Raw genomic sequence first — 18678 nt, forward strand, 5'->3', positions numbered from 1 at the left:
TAAAATTTTACCGTTAACGATGTTAGGGAAATAACAGCAGGCTGTTATCCGGGTAACAACGAAACGGCGGGAAATCACCGAGTTGCGGAACTGGTTAACCAATAATACGTTACCCCAACGGCCCCGATCGGGCCGACAACCGCACTCGGCAGGAACATGCCCGCTCCCCGATGGACTCCACCCTGCAGACGGGTTGGCGTTCAAGCGGTTTTTTCGTACCTTTGCCCGCATGATTCCCTATACGCGAAAAATACTGTCCAACGGACTCGTCGTCGCGGTCAACCGCGACCGGGCGTCGAAACTCGCCGCCGTGAACCTCCTCTACCGGGTCGGGGCCCGCAACGAAGACCCCGCCCGCACGGGATTCGCCCATCTGTTCGAACACCTCATGTTCCGGGGCACACGCGCCGTCCCGAATTTCGACCTTCCGGTGCAGATGGCCTCGGGCGACAACAACGCCTTCACGAACAACGACTACACGGACTTCTACATCACCCTTCCGAAAGACAATCTCGAAACGGCGCTGTGGCTCGAGAGCGACCGCATGGAGGGGCTCGACATCACGCCCGAAAAACTCGAAACCGAGAAACGCGTGGTGATCGAGGAGTTCCGCCAGCGCTACCTGAACCAGCCCTACGGCGACCAGACGATGCTGCTCCGGGCGCTGGCCTACCGCACCCACCCCTACCGCTGGGCCACCATCGGGCTGACCCCAGACCATATCGCCCGGGCAACGCTCTCCGACGTCGAGGCCTTCTACCGACGCTATTACCACCCGTCGAACGCCATTCTCTCGATCTCGGCCGACCTCGACGAGGAGCGGATGCTCGGCCTGGCCGAAAAGTGGTTCGGGGGACTTTCCGACACCCCGGCACCCGCGGGCCCGATTCCGCAGGAGCCTCCGCAGACGGAGGCCCGGCGTCAGGAGGTCGAACGCGACGTCCCGGCCACGACCGTTTCGGTGGCCTACCACATGTGCGCCCGCACCGAACCCGACTTCTACACGGCCGACCTGGTTTCGGACCTGTTGGCCGGCGGCGATTCGGGGCGCCTCTACACCCGTCTGGTCAAGGAACGCAACCTGCTGTCGAGCGTCAACGCCTACGTCTCGGGCGATGCCGACCCGGGGCTCTTCGTCTTCACGGGGCAGTTGCTCCCCGACACGACCCCCGAAGCCGTGGAAGCGGCCTTCCGCGAGGAGATCGAGGCCCTGCAGCGCGATGCCGCAACGGAGTACGAGATCGAAAAGGTCAAGAACAAATTCGAGGCCAACACGCTCTTCGGTGAACTGAACGTCATGAACAAGGCCATGAACCTCGGCTTCTACGAGATGCTCGGCGACCCGGGGCTCATCAACCGCGAAGTCGACCGTTACCGGGCCGTTACCCCCGACGCGATCCGCTCGTTCTGCCGCCGCATCCTCGCCCCCGAAAAGAGTTCAACCCTCATCTACCGCGCAAAAAAATGACTCCTCCCCGCATCAACCCTTCGGAAATCGACGTCCAACTGGCCGAAAAAAGCGTGCTGGCAAACGGCATCGCACTCTACACGCTCCCGTCTGCGGATTTCGAGGTGCTGCGCATCTCGTTCGTCTTCCGTGCCGGGTCGGCCGTGCAGACGGCGCCCTTCTCGGCCTCGGCGGCCGCAAACCTCCTGGCCGAAGGCTCCGACCGCCGGAGCGCCCGGCAGATCGCCGAACAGCTCGACTACTACGGCTCGTGGTACGACGTAAACATCGACCGCGACTACGCCTATATCAGTTTCGCCACGCTTTCGAAGTTCTTCGACCGGACGCTCGACGTCGCCGCGGAGATCCTGCTCCGTCCGGCCTTCCCCGAAGAGGAGCTGCGCACCTACGCCGCCAAGCGTCGCCAGCGGCTCGCCATCGACCGCACGAAGGTCGATGTCCAGGCCCGCGAAGCCTTTGCCCAGGCGCTCTTCGGTCCCCGGCACCCCTACGGCATCTCGTCGGACGAACGGCTCTACGACTCGCTGACACGCACCGATGTCGCGGACTTCTACCGGCGTTTCTACACCGCCGAAAACTGCTTCGTGGTGTGCAGCGGCCGGATCGGCGAACACGAACGCCAAGCCATCGGGGCGCTTGCGGAGCAGCTTCCCCACGGTCCGTCCGGTGGCGGCGCCGCCGCATTCCCGGCCCCCGAGACCGTCCACGAGGCATTCGTCGAGCACCCCGGGGCCGTGCAGTCGGCATTGCGGCTGGGGCGTCTGCTCTTCCCGCGCCAGCATCCCGATTTCGTAGGGATGCAGGTCGTGGCCACGGCCCTCGGCGGCTACTTCGGGTCGCGGCTGATGCAGAACCTTCGCGAACGCAACGGATACACCTACGGCGTGGTGGCCGCAATGGTCAATTTCGAACGTGCGGGCTACTTCGCCGTGGCCACACAGGTCGGCTCCGACGTCACGCAGGCCGCCCTGCAAGAGATTTACCGCGAAATCGAACGCCTGCGCACGGAGCCGATGCCGGCCGAAGAGTTGGAATTGGTAAAGAACATGATGACGGGCGAGATGATGCGGATTCTCGACGGGCCGTTCGGGATTGCCGACGTCACGATCGAGAACATCCTCTGCGGCTTCGACAACCGCATCATCGGCGAGAACATCCGCCGAATCCGGAGCATGACGCCCGCCGATGTGCAGCGTCTGGCCCGGAAGTATCTGGCGCGCGAAGATCTCGTAACGGTCTCCGCCGGTTTAAGAAACCGGTTTTAAGGGCGGAGGGGCCTTTGTGGGGTTTCCGATTCGGTTCCGCGCCCGGTTAAGAACCGGGTTTTAGGGGCGGAGGTGACTGTGAAGTGTTTCTGATTCAGTTCCGCGCTTCGACCGTCAGGAGCGGTGATTTGATTCCGAAACTTTCAGGCATCCCTCTGCCCTTAAATCCGGTCTCTTAGACCGGTTCCGCACTCTCGCCGGAAGCGGATCAAGAGTTGGCGGCGGGTTGAGTGCCCGGAGCGGGAGGCTGGAAAGGCTTGATCTTCCTGCACCCGCTCAACTCAATCCGTCGACAACTCCCGCTGGAGGCGACGTGCGGATGGTTTTGGTGGCACCTTTTGACACCAAAAGGTGCCCTTTAAGAAAGGGGTTTTAGGGGCGAAAGTGGCTGTGAAGGGTTTCCGATCCGGTTCCGCGCCTCGACCGTCGTATGCGCCCGCCTAAAAGTCTGGTTCAGAAGCCTATAGAACCAGACTCTTAGGCGGGCGCTCCGCTACCCAGCGGGTCAGCTCGACGAACTCCGCAACCGAAAGCGTCTCGGCCCGCCGCGTAAAGAAGGGGTGCTCCTCACCGCCGAAATCCCCGAAAACCGCTTTCAGTGAATTGCGCAACATCTTGCGCCGCTGTCCGAACGAGGCCTTTACGACCTTGACAAACAGGGCCTCGTCGCAGTCGAGCCGCTCTACGCCGTTCCTACGCAGGCGGATCACGGCGCTCTTGACCTTCGGAGGCGGACTGAAGACCGTCTCGTTTACCGTGAAGAGGTATTCGATGTCGTACCACGCCTGCAACAGCACCGACAGGATGCCGTACTCCTTCGATCCGGGCGGCTCGGCGATCCGCACGGCCACCTCCTTCTGGATCATCCCCACGCATTCGGGAACGAGGTCGCGGTTTTCCAGCACCTTGAAGAAGATCTGCGACGAAATGTTGTAGGGAAAGTTGCCGATGATGCGCAGCCCCCCGGGGAAGCGCTCCCGCAGGTCGAGTTTCAGGAAATCACCCTCGATCAGCCGGGGTGTGAAATCCGGGTAGTGCGCATGAAGATATTCGACACTCTCGGTATCGATCTCGGCGCCCCAGGTCACAAGGTCGTCGCGCCGCAGCAGGAACTGCGTCAGCACACCCATCCCGCACCCCACTTCCAGCGTATCAGCAGGTGCTTCGGCCGAACCGCCCGAGAGGGCTTCGGCAATCTTGCGTGCGATGTTCAGGTCGGTCAGAAAGTGCTGACCCAAGGCCTTTTTAGCCCGGACCTCCGTCATTTCTTCGACCGTCGGTTACGTTTTTTCTTTTCATCGCGTTCGCGGGCTCGTTTCTCCCGGGCCATACGCCGCTGTGTGAGGCGGAACGTATAGAGCAGACCCACAAATCCGATACCCAGCAGCAGCACCCAAAACCAGACGGCGATGCCCCGCTCCATAAATTCCAGTGCGTAGATAATGCCGGCAATGGCCAGAACCATGCCGACCAGGCGCACGACCTGCATGAAATTGAACTTCATCTCACTTCTCTTTTTTAGCGGTTTTACGGATCCGATGGTGCAAGGCCCCGAACGTCATCGCCGCCGAAGCCAGCGCCAACAGCAAAGGTACATACCACAGATCCTGCCCCTCGGCTACGGAGACCCTCCAGCCCGAAATCACAGCTCCAAGAAAAAACACTACGGCCAGCACGGCCATCACACGATCGATCATCCGCATCGGCTAAGGAATTTTATGCCTGTCCACCTCGTCGAGATGTCTGCGCTTCTTTTTGTGGAACTCATTGTAAACCATTCCGGCGGCTGCGGCGACGAACAGGATGCCGATGATGAAGTCAAAAGCATGGACACAATTGGAATGGGTAAACTTCCAATACACATTGGTCCCGAGCCACACCAACGTCAACACTAAAAAAACAAGGGCAAGTGTAAAAGTCTTTTTGTTCATAGGCGTAGTCTTTAGGTTTTATCGATTTGGGGCCTGTCTTCCCGTCCCTTGCGGGAACAACCCGGCTCCGAGATCTTTTTCCCGTCCGCTCGTTTCCTCTCCTCTTCCTCCTCTTCCTCTTCTTTCTCTCTTCCCTTCTCTCCTCGCTCCGCCCCCGGCCGGTCTCTCACTCTTCTCCCTCTCTTCTTCACTCTTCCTTCCCTCTCTTCTTCCTTCCTTCTCTCCTCTCCTTCTCCCCCCCCGGCCGTACCGGTTACCTCATCACGCCCCGGTCAGTTGCCCTGTTCGCAGATGAACTTGATGCGCACGAGGCGGATCTCTTCCTCTGTGTAGTCAGCGCCCAACTCCTCGATGGCGGCATCCAGCGAATCGCTCTCGGCATCCTCCTTGAAATAGAGGTAGATGTCCTCGATCTTGTCCTCGTCCATGAACTCCTTCAGATAATAGGAGATGTCGAGTTTCGTGCCGGCATTGACGATGGCCTCGATCTCGGTCAGAAGTTCGTCGAAGTCGAGGTCCTTGGCGCGTGCGATGTCCTCGAAATCCATCTTCCGGTCGATGGACTGGATGATGAAGATCTTGTTGCCCGACTTGCTGGCCACGCCCTTGACGACCATGTCCTGCGGACGGATGATCTCCTTCTCCTCGACATAGGCCTTGATGAGCTTGATAAACTCCTCGCCGAATTTGCGGGCCTTGCCCACACCCACGCCCGTGATGTTTTGCATCTCTTCGAGCGTGATCGGGTACTGCATGGCCATATCTTCGAGCGAGGGGTCCTGGAAGATCACGAACGGAGGCAGTCCGTGCTGTTTGGCTACCTTCTTGCGCAGGTCCTTGAGCATGGCGAAGAGCTCCTCGTCGGCCGCCCCGCCCTTGCCCATCGGCGCCACGGCTTCGGCCTCCTTCTCCTCCTCGTCGTAGTCGTGGTCGAGGGTCACCGTCACGGGGTAAGGCATGGCGATGTAGTTTTCGCCCTTCTTGTTGATGGAGATGAGTCCGTAGTTTTCGATGTTCTTGTCGATCAGCCCGAGGATCAGCGCCTGCCGCAACACGGCGCCCCAGAAGCGGGCATCGTGCTCGGCCCCGGCTCCGAACCATTTCGAGGTATTGTGTCCGTAGCTCTTGATGAGGGCTGTATTCTTGCCCACGAGCACGTTGATCAGGTAGTCGACCTTGAACTTGTCGCCGATGTCGCGCAGGGCCTCCAGGGCCATTTTCAAGGCTGCACGCGCATCGACCTTGGGTTTGGGGTTGCGGCAGTTGTCGCAGTTTCCGCAGTTGTCCTCGGTGTACTCCTCGCCGAAATAGTGCAGCAGGGTTTTGCGGCGGCACATCGAGCTCTCGGCATAGGAGACGGTTTCGAGCAGGAGCAGCTTCCCGATCTCCTGTTCGGCAACGGGTTTCCCCTGCATGAACTTTTCGAGTTTCTGAATATCCTTATAACTATAAAAGGCCAGGCAATAGCCCTCTCCGCCGTCGCGTCCGGCGCGCCCGGTCTCCTGGTAATATCCTTCGAGCGACTTCGGGATGTCGTAGTGGATCACGTAGCGCACGTCGGGCTTGTCGATGCCCATTCCGAAAGCGATCGTGGCGACGATCACCTCGACGCGCTCCATGAGGAAATCGTCCTGGTTGGCGGCGCGTGTCGCGGCGTCCATACCGGCATGGTAGGCCCGGGCACGGATACCGTTGGCAATCAGGAGTTCGGTCAGCTCCTCGACCTTCTTGCGGCTCAGGCAATAGACGATGCCGCTCTTACCCTCGTTCTGCTTGATGAAACGGATGATGTCGTGGTCGACGTTGTGCTTGGCACGGATCTCGTAGTAGAGGTTCGGGCGGTTGAACGACGACTTGAAGACCGAAGCGTCGGACATGCCGAGGTTCTTCTGGATATCCATCTGCACCTTGGGGGTTGCCGTGGCCGTGAGGGCGATCAGCGGGGCCTGCCCGATTTCGTTGATGATCGGGCGGATGCGGCGGTACTCGGGCCGGAAGTCGTGGCCCCATTCCGAGATGCAGTGGGCCTCGTCGATGGCATAGAACGAGATCTTGATCTTGCGCAGGAAGGCGACGTTGTCCTCCTTGGTAAGCGATTCGGGGGCGAAATAGAGCAGTTTGGTCTTGCCGTCGAGCACATCCTGGCGGACCTGCGCCACGGCGGTCTTGTTGAGCGACGAATTCAGGAAGTGCGCGATGCCCGACTCGGCCGAGAAGGTGCGCATGGCGTCGACCTGATTCTTCATCAGGGCGATGAGCGGCGAAATGACGATCGCCACTCCGTCCATCAGGAGAGCCGGCAGCTGGTAGCACAACGATTTGCCCCCGCCCGTAGGCATCAGCACGAAGGTATCCCTGCCCTCCAGCACATTGCGGATCACCGCCTCCTGATTCCCCTTGAATGACGAGAAACCGAAATACTCTTTCAGTTTGTCATGCAAGAGAGAAGAATCGAACTGTTTCATTTCGCCGTTTGTATGCATTAAAAGAAAATTCAACGTAAAGATAAAAAACTTTTCGGAAAAAAGCATAACTTTGTGAAAATTTTATACTGTACATCATGCGCCTTTACACCAGCGAACTGGTCAAGAAATACAAGTCCCGGACGGTGGTCGACCATGTGTCGATCGACGTAAACCAGGGCGAGATCGTCGGGCTGCTCGGCCCCAACGGCGCGGGCAAAACCACCACCTTCTACATGATCGTCGGCCTGATCAAGCCCAACGAGGGGCGGATCTTCCTGGAGAGCGACCAGGGGCAGGTGAGCGAACTGACCGGGCTGCCGGTCTACCGCCGGGCCCAGTTGGGTGTGGGTTATCTGGCGCAGGAGGCGTCGGTATTCCGCCGCCTGTCGGTCGAGGACAACATCCGCGCGGTGCTGGAGATGACCGACTACTCGAAAGAGTACCAGGCCGAACGTGTCGAGGCGCTGATCGAGGAGTTCCGGCTCCAGAAGGTCCGCAAGAGCCTCGGGATCCAGCTTTCGGGCGGCGAGCGCCGCCGGACCGAGATCGCCCGCGCCGTGGCCATCAACCCGGCGTTCATCCTGCTGGACGAACCCTTCGCAGGCGTGGACCCCATCGCCGTGGAGGACATACAGTCGATCGTGGCGACGCTCAAGCACAAGAACATCGGCGTGATCATCACCGACCACAACGTCGACGAGACGCTGGCCATCACCGACCGCACCTACCTGCTCTACGAGGGCAAGATACTCAAGACCGGTACGGCCGAGGAGCTGGCTGCCGACCCCATGGTGCGCAAGGTCTACCTCGGACAGCACTTCGAACTCAAGAAGAGCCACCAGCTGACCCAGGAGATGAAGAACCGCAAGGGCGAGGAGATGCGCCAAAACGCCGGCGACGATACCCGGAAGGTGTAAAAAAGTCTGGTTTAGGTTAGGAAATATGGACAAAACGGTTCCACCGGGCCGCGTCAAAGGCACGCTGACGCCGCCCTGCTCGAAAAGTTATGCACAGCGTGCCCTGGCGGCAGCCCTGCTCTCGGAAGAGCCCACGGTGCTGCGCAATCTGGAGTTCTGCGACGACACCCGTTCGGCGCTGCGCTGCATTGAGACGCTCGGCGCCCGGGTCGAACAGGTCGACCCCACGTCGCTCTCGATCAAGGGAGGGCTGAATCCCCGGGGCAACCGCCTCGACGTCGGGGAATCGGGGCTCTCGACACGGCTGTTCACCCCCGTGGCCTCGCTCTGCCCGACCCCCATCGCCATCGAAGGCCGCGGGTCGCTGCTCAAGCGCCCGATGACGATGATGCTCGACCCGCTGCGGCAGTTGGGCGTCACGGTGCGCGACAACGGCGGGTTCCTGCCCATCGAGGTGTGCGGGCCGATCCACGGCGGAGAGGTCGAAGTCGACGGTTCGGTCTCGTCGCAATTCATCACGGGGCTGCTGCTCTCGCTGCCGCGGGCCGAAAGCGACACCACGCTGCACGTGCGCAACGCCGTCTCGACCCCCTATCTGGACATGACGCTCGACACGGCCGAACGCTTCGGCATCGAGATCAACCAACGCGACTACGAGGAGTTCTACATCCCGGGGCGCCAGCACTACGGCGCCACCTACTTCAGCATCGAGGGCGACTGGAGCGCCGCGGCGATGCTGCTGGTGGCGGGCGCCACGGCCGGGGAGATCACCGTTCGCAACGTCTCGACGCTCTCGAGACAGGCCGACACGGCCATCTGCACGGCCCTCGTGCGGGCCGGTGCCGCGGTGATCAACGAACCGGATGCCGTCACGGCGGTCCACCGCCCGCTGCAGGGCTTCGAATTCGATGCCACGAACTGCCCCGACCTCTTCCCGGCGCTGGCGGCGCTGGCGGCCGCGGCCGACGGGGTGAGCACGATCCGCGGCACGTCGCGCCTGGAGTACAAGGAGTGCAACCGCGCCGAGGCGATCCGCGAGGAGTACGGCAAACTGGGCATCGAGGTCGACACCTCGGAGGAGGACGTGATGCGGATCCGCGGCGGAACGATCCACGCCGCCCGAACCCGGAGCCACGGCGACCACCGCATGGCGATGTCGCTGGCCGTGGCGGCGCTGCGCACGGACGGGGCCGTGGAGATCGAAGGGGCGGAGAGCGTTGCCAAGAGTTATCCGAGATTCTTCGAGGATCTGGAGCATGTCCGGGTGTAAAGGGGTACGAAAACGAATCGACGATGAATCAATACGGAGTAAATTTCCGGCTCGCCATCTGGGGCGAGTCGCACGGGCCGCAGGTCGGCATCACGATGGACGGCGTTCCGGCGGGCATTCCGCTCGCAGAGGCCGATTTCGAGGCCGACCTGGCGCGCCGCCGCAGCGGAGCCGCGGGCACGACCCCGCGCCGCGAACCCGACCTGCCGACGATCGTCTCGGGAATCTGGAACGGCCGCACGACCGGCGCGCCGCTGACCGTGACGTTCGCCAATACGAATACCCGCTCGCAGGACTATGCCAATGTCGAGCGCCATTTCCGCCCGTCGCACGCCGATTGGGTGGCCTACCGGAAGTTCGACGGCTGCAACGACCCGCGCGGCGGAGGCCATTTTTCGGCCCGGCTGACCGTGGCGCTGGTCGCCGCAGGGATCGTGGCCAAGAAGATGCTGCCCGAGAGGGTGCGCTTCACGACGCGCCTCACGGAGATCGGCGGCTGCAGCGACCCGGCGCGCTTCGACGAGGTGGTACGCACGGCATCCGCCGACCGCGACTCGGTGGGCGGCGTGGTCGAATGCCGTGTCGAAGGGGTTCCCGCGGGGCTCGGCGAGCCCTTTTTCGATTCGGTCGAGAGTTGTGTGGCCCATCTGCTCTTCTCGATCCCGGCGGTCAAGGGGGTGGAGTTCGGAAGCGGGTTCGCCGGAAGCCGGATGCGGGGTTCGGAGAACAACGACCCGATCGTCGACGCCGAGGGGCATACCCGGACGAACCACGCCGGAGGAATCAACGGCGGCATCACGAACGGCAACGAGGTGGTGGTGCGTGCGGCGCTGAAGCCCACGCCGAGCATCTCCCGCCCGCAGGAGACCTATAACCTCACAACCGGACGGGTCGAAGCACTGGAGATCCGCGGACGCCACGACGCCTGTGTGGCGCTGCGGGGTGCGGTGGTCGTCGAGGCCGCCGTAGCCATCGCCCTGGCCGACCTGATGAAGCGATGACGTCCTTTTCCGGTCCAGAGACCTTCCCGATCCGCCAAATACCTGCCGCCCCCGAAATGACCTGCCGCGAAACCATCGACTCGCTCACCGAACGGCTTTCACCGCTCTACGACCCGCGCGAAGCCCGGGCCATCGCCCGTGTGCTGGTAAGCGAACGGGCCGGGATTCCGGTCTCGGCGCTGCTGACCGATCCCGGAGCCGAGCTTCGGATCGAAGGGCTGGAGCAGGATGCCGAACGGCTGGCAGGCGGGGTTCCGCTGCAATACGTCGTCGGGACGGCCGAATTCTACGGACGCCGGTTTGCGGTACGCGAAGGGGTGCTGATCCCGCGCCCCGAGACCGAGGAGCTGGTCGACCGCATCGTGCGCAGCGAACGCGACGCACAAAGCGCCCCGTCTCAACAGGCCGGAGAAGCCCCCGGCACCATCCGCATTCTGGACGTAGGAACCGGCAGCGGCTGCATTGCGGCCTCGCTGGCGCTGGAACTCCCCGAAGCGGAGGTTTTCGCCGCAGAGATCGCGGACGAGGCGCTGGCCGTGGCGGAGGAGAATTTCCGGAGGCTGGGCGCCCGCGTGACGCTCCGGCGGGCCGATGCCCTCAACGGTCTGGAGGCGCAATTCCCCGAAAAATTCGACCTCATCGTCTCGAACCCGCCCTATGTCCCGGCAAGCGACCGCGCGGCGATGCACCCCAACGTCCGCGACCACGAACCGGCCGTGGCGCTGTTCGTCCCGGACGACGACCCCCTGTGCTTCTACCGCGCCATCGCACGCGCCGGGCGGCGGATGCTGCGGCCCGGCGGGCGGCTCTGGTTCGAGATCTACGAACACGCGGCGGAGGCGATGCGCAAAATGCTCGCCAGGGAGGGTTACACCGATACGATCGTCTACAAGGACCTTTTCGATAAAGACCGGATCACATGCAGCCGACGGAAGTAACGAAAAAACGCGAAAAACGCACCAAAACGCCCGAACAGGCCCTTGCGTCGCTGATGCGGCTGTGCGCCCGGGCCGAAAAGTCGGAGAGCGACGCCCGGCGTCTGATGCGTGGCTGGGGGCTCTCGGAAAAAGACGCCGAGGGGGTGCTGGCACGGCTCGTGCGCGAGCGGTTCATCGACGATGCCCGCTATGCCGAGGCTTTCGTGCGCGAAAAGCTGCGGCTGAGCGGATGGGGCGAGTACAAGATCCGCACGGCACTCCAGCGCAAGGCAATCCGCCGCGAGGTGATCGATGCGGCACTGGCGCAGGCCGACCGGCAGGGAATGGGCGAACGCCTCGCACAACAGCTTGCCCGCAAGGCCCGGACGGTGAAATACGCCACGCCCTACGAACTGAAAACCAAACTCATCCGATACGGGCTTTCGCTCGGATACGACTACGAGGCGGTACTGGATACGGCCTCGTCCCTCGTCAAAGATACGGACTCATGCGACGAATTCTGACCCTCTTCCTGCTGCTGATCCCTTGGGCCGAGGCTCCGGCCCAGCGGCTCGATCCTGACGACTATATCTACCCGATCCTCCAGGAGTCAAGGCTCTACTCGGCCAACTTCGGCGAACTGCGCCCCGGACACTTCCATGCCGGAGTGGACATCAAGACCGACGGCGAAGTGGGTCGTCCGCTCGTCGCCGTGGCCGACGGTTATGTCTCGCGTCTCTCGGTCTCGGGCGGCGGCTACGGTCGCGCCATCTACCTCACGCTGCGCAACGGCACGACGGCCGTCTACGGCCACCTGCAACGTTTCCGCGACGACATCGAGGAACATGTCCGCACGGAGCGTTATGCCCGCCGCTCGAACGGCGTCAGCCTCTGGTTTGAGCCCGATGTCTGGCCCGTGAAGCAGGGCGACGTGATCGGCTACTCGGGCAACAGCGGTTCGTCAGGTGGCCCGCACCTGCACTTCGAGATCCGCGACACCCCGACGCAACGGCTCTACAACGTCGTCCGCGAAGGGGTCATCCGCCCCTCGGACAACCTTCCGCCCCGCATCATGCGGGTCCACTACTTCGAGATCGACACCGTGGGCGGCGTTCCGGTTCGCAGTACGCCGGAGAGCTACGCCGTGGTGCGCGACGCCGGGGGTCACTACCGTCTGACCCGCAACGAACCCGTCGGCGTAGGGCGCAAGGGCTACTTCGTGGTTGAGGTTTCAGACCGCCGCAACGGCGTCTATAACACTTTCGGGGTGTGGCGCATCACGGCCAGCCTCGACGGAAAGCCCTACTTCGAGTACCGCATGGACGGCTTCACGCACGATTTGTCGCGCTGCAGCGACGCCGTGAGCTGCTACGCCCTCAAAATCGGCTCGCGCAACGAGGTGGTCCGTCTGGCCCAACTGGCCGGAGCCCCCGATCTGTTCTATCCGGTAATGGAGGAGCGCGGCGTAATCCGCACGGCGGCAGGTGACCGCCATCGCATCCGGATCGAGGCCGAAGATGACTGCGGAAACAGCTCGTCACTGGAGTTTTCGATCGAAGGCCGCGGGGAGGAGTTCCACGCCATGGCCGATTCGGCTGCCGTGGCGCTCTTTCCGGGTCGGAATTCCGTCGTGAGGGCCGATTCCGAAGCCGAAATCCGCATCCAGCAGGGATCGCTCTACGAACCGCTCTTCCTGCATCCCGAACGTCTCGACACGCCTCAAGGCGGATCGGGCGTCGTCGTGCTCTCCCCGGCCTACCGGTTCCTCGAGGCGACAACCCCGCTGCGGACTCCGGCGCTCGTGACAATCCGCACGCAGGTGCCCCGGAAGTTGCAGCTCCGCACCGTACTGGCCGGTCGCGGCCGCAAGGGCGGACTCTATCACGTCGGAGGAAGCTACTCGAACGGTGCCGTCACGGCCGTCACCCGCACGACGGGCGATCTGGTCGTCGTGGCCGACACGCTGGCACCTGCGATCCGGCCGCTCTTCACCGAAGGGGCGAACCTTGCGGAAGCGGAGGCGTTGCGGTTCCGCGTCTCGGACAACTTTTCGGGGATTGCGTCCTGGGCGCTCCGCATCGACGGCGAGTGGGTTCCGTGCGACCGTTTCCCGATGAAGGGGACGCTGGCGTACCGCTTCGACACGCCGGCCACCCGCCGCAAGCACGCGATCGACCTCACGGTCCGCGACGGCTGCGGAAATACGGCCCGTTACACGGGGACATTCGTCCGGTAGACCCGGAGGCAAAGCCTACTCCAGCGCCGTGTAGACAACCATCGATTCGGGATCGACGCGAATCCGTTCGCCGGAGCGTCTGGTCAAGACTGGCCACGAGGTACTTGCGCGACCCCCAGTTTCCGTAGGGTCCCGGCCACATGTCGTAGCCGGCCTTCGAGGAGATGAAGAGTTCGTCGCGGTAAGGCCGGAAGGCGTGGTCCATCAAGCGTCCGAAGTTCTCCTCGGCCGTTCCGTAATCGGGGCCGTAGTTGTTGGCCAGGTCGAAGTGGACGTGCAGTTGAAATCGCGGAAAGGTTCCTCGCGCTCGAAGAGTCTGCACTTTACGGTCGAGGCGTCGGAGCACGACGGCTTCATCACCGAAGCGGGGCGTTGGACGCTGAATTTCGACACCGGAAAGAAGATCCGCGGCATCGGGGAAAACATCAACCGGGACCCGCGTCCGGGCAAGAACCCGAAATACACGTACGACTATCTGCTTCCGAAGCTGTCGGCCAACGGCGTCAACTTCATCCGCACGTGGCTGCAGTCGTCGGCCTACCCGAACGAATGGCGCTGGAACGAGGGCTCCGAGGCCTACGAGGCCTACGAGAGGCGCAAGGATCAGCGGGCAAACAACACCGAAAAGAGAGATCAGCAGCGTCCGATTTCTGCCAATCTCCCTTTATAATCACATCTCCCCAATAGCCGCTGATTACATCTTAAATCGCCAGGACAGCGTCAGTCGCGAGAAAATCGGATGCCGAGTTCGTAGAGCAGATACAGCGGCAGGAACACGATGAGCAGCGTAAACGGATCGCCCGACGGCGTGATGACGGCCGCAAGGAACAACAGGACAACCACAGCATGTTTGCGGTACTTGCGGAAAAACGCTCTGTTCACAAGTCCCAGTTTCGACAACAACCACGACAGCAACGGCAGTTCGAAAACCAGCCCCATCACAAAAATCATCATCAGGAAATTTCCCATGTAGGAATTGAGCGAAATCTGATTAACGATCATCGGACTCAACTGGTACTCTGTCAGGAACCGAAACGTGAAGGGAAAAACCAGAAAATAACCCACCGCGCAGCCCAGGAAGAACATGCCCGTACCGAAACTAAAGGCCGCCCCCACACTCTTGCGCTCCGAAGCGAACAACGCCGGCTGGATGAAGCGCCATATTTCGAAAATCAGGTAGGGGAACATCAGCACCAGCGCAAACCAGAACGACGTCGTGATATGGGTCAGGAACTGCGAGGCTACGTTAATGTTGATAATCTCGACACGATAGTTGTCATTGCTGAAATCGGGTAAAAACGAACTTCCCCCACCCAGTCGCGACAACCAGCGGTAGAGCGGGAAATCAGACGTGGTAGGCGCCAGGATAAAGTGGTCGAACAGGTAGGGCATCAAGCTGAAACTGACGATCATGAACACCAGCAGGACGCCAGCCACGCGCAGGAGCGAATGACGCAAGTCCTCAAGATGTCCCCAGAATGTCATCATCTGGTTGTCTTCCATAGGGCGGTCAATGGATGTTTCAAAGGAGTATCCGGCTATCATTGCGGATAGCCGGATACTCCGATTGGGCAATTAGATCATTCGGCGTAAGAAGCCTTCACGAAAGGAGCTTCAAGCAAGTAGTCACAACATTCGCGCACACTGCGCATTACGTCACCATAGCTCGATCCCTCCATCTCGACGATGATGTTCTCCACACCGGCAGTCCCGGCATGACGGAAAATGGCATCGTAACCGACCATGCCACTCTGTCCCACTTCATTGCGATCCTTGATATGCAGCAGACGGAAACGACCCGGATAGCGTTTAAAATAGTCGACCGGGCTGGCCTGGCCCATGACCGTCCAATAGACATCCATCTCGAAGAATACCTTGTCGGGGTCCGTGTTTTCAAGCAGATAGTCGTATATCACGCGGTCCTCGATCTTGTCGAACTCGTGTGAGTGATTGTGATAGCCGAGCTTCAGACCAGCGGCATTGCAGCGAGCACCGATCTCGTTGAAATAGCGGCAGTAAGTGGAGAGTTCGTTGAGTGTGGCAAGTCTGCGCATCGACGGGATAACGATATACTTCGCCCCCGCAGCCTTGTGAGCTGCTATGCACTCATCCCACCATTTAAGGGCGTTCGTAAAGTCACCCTCCGCCAGTTCCTCGTCGGTGAGGTTGACCGTGCAGTGCGTGGAAAGCATCTTCAGCCCTGCCGCCTCAATATCCTTGCGAAACTGCTCGGGGGTCTGACCGTAGAGTTTGCCGTCAGCATAGCTGGCCGCCTCGACAAAGGTATAGCCCATATCAGCGAGCTGCTGCAGCACGGGCCTGTAATCGCCCTGGCTCTTGCCAAAGGCGCCGATCAGGTCGCGCACCGAATAGAGCTGGATCCCCACCTCCTTCTTCAAGGCCTTTTCCTTCCCAGTCCCCTCGCCAACGGAGGCGGCTGTTCCACAGGAGAACAGCCCCCCTCCGAGAACGAGAAGCAGGCATGGGACCAATAAGAATCTGAATTTCATGGCCTGCCAAAAACTAATCGAGCACTTTTACACGAATATTGCGGAACCAGACGTCATCGCCGTGATCCTGGAAGCCGATATAGCCCTCATGATTTTCACCGCCGCAATTGTTGAGCAGTTCAAATGCCAGCGGCCATTTTTCCGGACTGAATTTGCTGTTTTCGAGCATCTCGGTCCACTGAGGCGTCCAGAGGTGATATTCAACGACATTGGCGTCGTTCTGCCCGTGTATGACAGTGCCCTTGTAGACCATGATTTTAGCCTTGTTCCACTCCCCGAACGGTTTGGCATTCTGCGGAACGGCGGGGATCATGTCGTAGAGCGATGCCGACTTGCGATTGCCGTCGACTCCCAGTTTGGCATCGGGATGGTTTTCGTTGTCGAGCACCTGGTATTCAGGGCTTGAGATGTAGATCGGTTCGATTTGCTGTTTGCCGTCTTTCGTCGTGGCAACCTCCTGGGCCAGATAAAGGATACCCGAATTACCGCCCTTCGAGACCTTCCACTCCAGCTCCAGTTCGAAATTCTTGAACTTGTGGGCGAAGATCAAATCGCCGCCTTCACCGGTCTGGGCCTCTCCGGTTCCCGAACCGTTGAACTTGATGGCTCCGTTGTCGATTGTCCAGCGTGAGGGCACATCGCTCTTGCCGTAGCCGCGCCATCCGTTGAAGGTCTTGCCGTCGAAGATCGTGTAATAGCCGTCCTTGTCCTTCGGGAACGAGGCCAGGTCTACCTGAGGATTCTCCAGCACCGTGTATTCGGGTTTGGCCGGTACCGAGCTTTCGGACCTCGTCCCGGCAGCATCGCTATTCTTGGCTTTGTTGCTGTTCCGGCCACCGCAGGATACGAGCAGGAGCGCACAGGCTGAAAATAAAAACGTCTTTTTCATAGTCTCTTCCGTATTTAAATTTAAGTTCATGTTTAAGGTTGTCTTTCTTGTAGATTCCGGGAGCAGCCGATGCCTCAAAGCGGCATATCGGGCAGTTTCCAACCGTCCCGGTAGGTGTGCTTGATGAGCTCCTGAGCGAACTGTTGCGCATTCACAGGATCGGTCCACGTCTTGTCAAAGGTCGGGTGGCCATCCTTGATATGGAACCCGTCCTTGATAACCGTGCGGATCGTCGCGTCGTCCGGGATATTCGTAAAGCGCATGTTCTCACCATCCCAGAGGAGTTCGCGGTTGAGGCTCTGCAAGCGCACGGCCAGCACGCCCATCACAACCATTTCATTGAATGGCCCCGCCTCGCTGAAGTCCGAAGCGCTCGGCACGCGGTCGTCGGCATCCTCCTTGCAGGCGCGCACCCAATCCATCTGGTGCGACTCCTTGATCTCACGGAGCATCTTCGGAGCGTTGGGTACACGGCCCGATACGAGATAGGGGTTCACGCCGTAGCAACCGCAAATGAGCGTATCTTTCGTGCCGTAGAAGATAGCGCCGCCACCCTGCATATTGAGATCCTTGCCGGGCTCCAGTCCCGCGGGACGCTCGGGGAGCAGGCCGCCGTCATACCAGTGCACCTCGACCTCGGGCATGGCGACTTTCGGCAGATTGTCTCGGGACGGGAAGACGAACTTCACATGCTGCGCGTTGGGAGCCGACTCGGTGAGCAACAGCGTCGAGCTGCCCTGTACGCGCGTCGGATAGCCGAGTTTGAGCGCCTTGAAGACCGGGTGCAAGATGTGGCAGGCCATGTCACCCAGTGCTCCCGTACCGAAATCCCACCAGCCACGGAAATTCCATGGCGTATAGGCCGAGTTGTAGGGGCGGAATGGAGCCGGGCCGATAAATGCATCCCAATTCATCGTCTTCGGCACCCGCTCATCATTCTCGGGACGCGCCAGTCCTTGCGGCCAGATCGGACGGTCGGTGAAGGTGTCCACGCGACGCACCTCGCCGATCTCGCCGTTCCAAATCCATTCGCAAACCTTGCGAACCCCCTCTCCCGAAGCTCCCTGGTTGCCCATCTGTGTGGCCACCTTGTGCTTGGCGGCCAGTTTGGTCAGCAGACGCGACTCATAGACCGTGTGTGTCAATGGTTTCTCAACGTAAACGTGCTTGCCGGCGGAGATGGCATCTGCGGCAATGATCGCATGCGTATGGTCCGCGGTAGCGACCATCACGGCATCGGCCGATTTGAGCAGTTCGTCGTACATGCGGCGATAGTCATTGTACCTCTTGGCGGCGGGATAACGCTCGAATACGTGTTCTGCGTATTTCCAGTCGACGTCGCAAAGTCCGATGATGTTCTGGCTCTCCAGCCCGCGCAGAACGGATGCTCCGCGTCCGCCGATACCTACACCCAGGATATTGAGCTTGTCGCTCGGTGCGACGTGGCCGAATTGCTTGCCCAGCACCGTGCCGGGAACGATGGTCAGGCCGAGGGCGGCCGCTGCTCCTGTTTTCAGGAACTTCCTTCGAGACATTTTGTTTGCCATGGTTCTTGGAATATTTTAAGTTTGTGGTCAGGTTGCCGATTATCCGTTATGTCTATGTTATCTGCCCGCTTTCGTATCCTGATCAGGATTCTCAATCTCCTTCTCGATATTGTTCATCCCATCCTTGAAACTGCGGATGCCCTTGCCCAGTCCCTTCATCAGTTCGGGAATCTTCTTGCCGCCGAAGAGCAGTAACACGATCAAAGCGAGGACGATGATTTCACCCGCTCCAATGTTGCCGAGAAATAACAAATGATCCATA

Annotated in this window: 19 protein-coding genes and 1 pseudogene; 9 read left to right on the plus strand and 11 right to left on the minus strand. The window is 60.6% G+C overall.

What is annotated here, in order from left to right; genetic code table 11:
• The first annotated feature begins 229 nt into the window (after nucleotides 1-229).
• Nucleotides 230-1468 carry a pitrilysin family protein gene (locus ABGT65_RS01785; protein ID WP_346699495.1) on the plus strand — a complete coding sequence of 413 codons (1239 nt, stop codon included), beginning with the start codon at nucleotides 230-232 and terminating at the stop codon, nucleotides 1466-1468.
• Nucleotides 1465-2733, plus strand: a complete 1269-nt coding sequence (locus ABGT65_RS01790; RefSeq protein WP_346699496.1) for a pitrilysin family protein — start codon at nucleotides 1465-1467, stop codon at nucleotides 2731-2733. The genes ABGT65_RS01785 and ABGT65_RS01790 overlap by 4 nt, the downstream gene beginning before the upstream one ends.
• A 461-nt stretch (nucleotides 2734-3194) precedes the next feature.
• Here the strand turns inward: ABGT65_RS01790 and rsmA are convergent, their stop codons facing one another.
• From rsmA to recQ, 5 genes are all read right to left on the minus strand, one after another.
• Nucleotides 3195-3998, minus strand: a complete 804-nt coding sequence (gene rsmA, locus ABGT65_RS01795) for a 16S rRNA (adenine(1518)-N(6)/adenine(1519)-N(6))-dimethyltransferase RsmA (RefSeq protein WP_346699497.1) — start codon at nucleotides 3996-3998, stop codon at nucleotides 3195-3197.
• Nucleotides 3995-4237: a hypothetical protein gene (locus ABGT65_RS01800; protein ID WP_346699498.1), complete on the minus strand. Its 243-nt coding sequence runs from the start codon at nucleotides 4235-4237 to the stop codon at nucleotides 3995-3997. Before ABGT65_RS01800 ends, rsmA begins: the two co-directional genes overlap by 4 nt.
• 1 nt (nucleotide 4238) lies before the next feature.
• Entirely contained in the window at nucleotides 4239-4436 is a 198-nt protein-coding gene (locus ABGT65_RS01805) for a hypothetical protein (RefSeq protein ID WP_346699499.1), read from the minus strand.
• Nucleotides 4437-4439: 3 nt separating this feature from the next.
• On the minus strand, nucleotides 4440-4664 hold the full coding sequence (locus ABGT65_RS01810) for a hypothetical protein (protein ID WP_346699500.1): 225 nt from the start codon (nucleotides 4662-4664) through the stop codon (nucleotides 4440-4442).
• Between the two features lie 272 nt (nucleotides 4665-4936).
• A complete protein-coding gene (gene recQ, locus ABGT65_RS01815) occupies nucleotides 4937-7129 on the minus strand; it encodes a DNA helicase RecQ (protein ID WP_346699501.1) in 2193 nt (730 codons plus the stop codon).
• 95 nt (nucleotides 7130-7224) lie between these two features.
• Here recQ and lptB point away from each other — a divergent pair, with 95 nt between their 5' ends.
• From lptB to ABGT65_RS01845, 6 genes are read left to right on the plus strand one after another with little or no spacing between them, the layout of a single operon-like run.
• Entirely contained in the window at nucleotides 7225-8046 is an 822-nt protein-coding gene (lptB, locus tag ABGT65_RS01820; RefSeq protein ID WP_346699502.1) for an LPS export ABC transporter ATP-binding protein, read from the plus strand.
• A 25-nt stretch (nucleotides 8047-8071) separates the two neighbouring features.
• On the plus strand, nucleotides 8072-9316 hold the full coding sequence (gene aroA / locus ABGT65_RS01825) for a 3-phosphoshikimate 1-carboxyvinyltransferase (protein ID WP_346699503.1): 1245 nt from the start codon (nucleotides 8072-8074) through the stop codon (nucleotides 9314-9316).
• Nucleotides 9317-9339: 23 nt separating this feature from the next.
• Nucleotides 9340-10317, plus strand: a complete 978-nt coding sequence (locus ABGT65_RS01830; RefSeq protein ID WP_346699504.1) for a chorismate synthase — start codon at nucleotides 9340-9342, stop codon at nucleotides 10315-10317.
• A gap of 56 nt (nucleotides 10318-10373) precedes the next feature.
• Complete coding sequence (gene prmC / locus ABGT65_RS01835; protein WP_346703040.1) at nucleotides 10374-11255, plus strand: peptide chain release factor N(5)-glutamine methyltransferase; 882 nt, start codon at nucleotides 10374-10376, stop codon at nucleotides 11253-11255.
• Nucleotides 11237-11758, plus strand: coding sequence for a regulatory protein RecX (locus tag ABGT65_RS01840; protein ID WP_346699505.1), 522 nt, complete (start codon nucleotides 11237-11239; stop codon nucleotides 11756-11758). Before prmC ends, ABGT65_RS01840 begins: the two co-directional genes overlap by 19 nt.
• Entirely contained in the window at nucleotides 11743-13470 is a 1728-nt protein-coding gene (locus ABGT65_RS01845; protein ID WP_346699506.1) for a peptidoglycan DD-metalloendopeptidase family protein, read from the plus strand. The genes ABGT65_RS01840 and ABGT65_RS01845 overlap by 16 nt, the downstream gene beginning before the upstream one ends.
• Before the next feature lie 67 nt (nucleotides 13471-13537).
• Here the strand turns inward: ABGT65_RS01845 and ABGT65_RS01850 are convergent.
• Nucleotides 13538-13741: pseudogene (locus ABGT65_RS01850) on the minus strand (aldo/keto reductase); the annotation flags it as partial.
• Here ABGT65_RS01850 and ABGT65_RS01855 point away from each other — a divergent pair.
• Nucleotides 13667-14140 (plus strand): hypothetical protein, encoded by a 474-nt coding sequence (locus ABGT65_RS01855; protein WP_346703105.1) that lies wholly within the window; start codon nucleotides 13667-13669, stop codon nucleotides 14138-14140. The pseudogene ABGT65_RS01850 and the gene ABGT65_RS01855 sit on opposite strands and share 75 nt — an antisense overlap.
• Nucleotides 14141-14190: 50 nt before the next feature.
• Here the strand turns inward: ABGT65_RS01855 and tatC are convergent, their stop codons facing one another.
• The 5 genes from tatC to ABGT65_RS01880 form a co-directional block, all read right to left on the minus strand.
• Nucleotides 14191-14973, minus strand: a complete 783-nt coding sequence (tatC, locus tag ABGT65_RS01860) for a twin-arginine translocase subunit TatC (RefSeq protein ID WP_346699507.1) — start codon at nucleotides 14971-14973, stop codon at nucleotides 14191-14193.
• A 77-nt stretch (nucleotides 14974-15050) separates the two neighbouring features.
• Nucleotides 15051-15980, minus strand: a complete 930-nt coding sequence (locus tag ABGT65_RS01865; protein ID WP_346699508.1) for a sugar phosphate isomerase/epimerase — start codon at nucleotides 15978-15980, stop codon at nucleotides 15051-15053.
• Nucleotides 15981-15993: 13 nt separating this feature from the next.
• Nucleotides 15994-16869 (minus strand): DUF1080 domain-containing protein, encoded by an 876-nt coding sequence (locus ABGT65_RS01870; protein WP_346699509.1) that lies wholly within the window; start codon nucleotides 16867-16869, stop codon nucleotides 15994-15996.
• A gap of 74 nt (nucleotides 16870-16943) precedes the next feature.
• Nucleotides 16944-18416 (minus strand): Gfo/Idh/MocA family oxidoreductase, encoded by a 1473-nt coding sequence (locus ABGT65_RS01875; RefSeq protein ID WP_346699510.1) that lies wholly within the window; start codon nucleotides 18414-18416, stop codon nucleotides 16944-16946.
• Nucleotides 18417-18473: 57 nt separating this feature from the next.
• Nucleotides 18474-18677, minus strand: a complete 204-nt coding sequence (locus ABGT65_RS01880; RefSeq protein WP_346699511.1) for a twin-arginine translocase TatA/TatE family subunit — start codon at nucleotides 18675-18677, stop codon at nucleotides 18474-18476.
• Nucleotide 18678: the final 1 nt, after the last annotated feature.

Source organism: uncultured Alistipes sp., assembly GCF_963931675.1.
Lineage (GTDB): Bacteria > Bacteroidota > Bacteroidia > Bacteroidales > Rikenellaceae > Alistipes.

Coding starts and splice junctions, on each gene's coding strand:
- ABGT65_RS01785 (WP_346699495.1), top strand. CDS start 230: ATGATTCCCTATACGCGAAAAATACTGTCCAACGGACTCGTCGTCGCG.
- ABGT65_RS01790 (WP_346699496.1), top strand. CDS start 1,465: ATGACTCCTCCCCGCATCAACCCTTCGGAAATCGACGTCCAACTGGCC.
- rsmA (WP_346699497.1), bottom strand. CDS start 3,998: ATGACGGAGGTCCGGGCTAAAAAGGCCTTGGGTCAGCACTTTCTGACC.
- ABGT65_RS01800 (WP_346699498.1), bottom strand. CDS start 4,237: ATGAAGTTCAATTTCATGCAGGTCGTGCGCCTGGTCGGCATGGTTCTG.
- ABGT65_RS01805 (WP_346699499.1), bottom strand. CDS start 4,436: ATGCGGATGATCGATCGTGTGATGGCCGTGCTGGCCGTAGTGTTTTTT.
- ABGT65_RS01810 (WP_346699500.1), bottom strand. CDS start 4,664: ATGAACAAAAAGACTTTTACACTTGCCCTTGTTTTTTTAGTGTTGACG.
- recQ (WP_346699501.1), bottom strand. CDS start 7,129: ATGAAACAGTTCGATTCTTCTCTCTTGCATGACAAACTGAAAGAGTAT.
- lptB (WP_346699502.1), top strand. CDS start 7,225: ATGCGCCTTTACACCAGCGAACTGGTCAAGAAATACAAGTCCCGGACG.
- aroA (WP_346699503.1), top strand. CDS start 8,072: ATGGACAAAACGGTTCCACCGGGCCGCGTCAAAGGCACGCTGACGCCG.
- ABGT65_RS01830 (WP_346699504.1), top strand. CDS start 9,340: ATGAATCAATACGGAGTAAATTTCCGGCTCGCCATCTGGGGCGAGTCG.
- prmC (WP_346703040.1), top strand. CDS start 10,374: ATGACCTGCCGCGAAACCATCGACTCGCTCACCGAACGGCTTTCACCG.
- ABGT65_RS01840 (WP_346699505.1), top strand. CDS start 11,237: ATGCAGCCGACGGAAGTAACGAAAAAACGCGAAAAACGCACCAAAACG.
- ABGT65_RS01845 (WP_346699506.1), top strand. CDS start 11,743: ATGCGACGAATTCTGACCCTCTTCCTGCTGCTGATCCCTTGGGCCGAG.
- tatC (WP_346699507.1), bottom strand. CDS start 14,973: ATGGAAGACAACCAGATGATGACATTCTGGGGACATCTTGAGGACTTG.
- ABGT65_RS01865 (WP_346699508.1), bottom strand. CDS start 15,980: ATGAAATTCAGATTCTTATTGGTCCCATGCCTGCTTCTCGTTCTCGGA.
- ABGT65_RS01870 (WP_346699509.1), bottom strand. CDS start 16,869: ATGAAAAAGACGTTTTTATTTTCAGCCTGTGCGCTCCTGCTCGTATCC.
- ABGT65_RS01875 (WP_346699510.1), bottom strand. CDS start 18,416: ATGGCAAACAAAATGTCTCGAAGGAAGTTCCTGAAAACAGGAGCAGCG.
- ABGT65_RS01880 (WP_346699511.1), bottom strand. CDS start 18,677: ATGGATCATTTGTTATTTCTCGGCAACATTGGAGCGGGTGAAATCATC.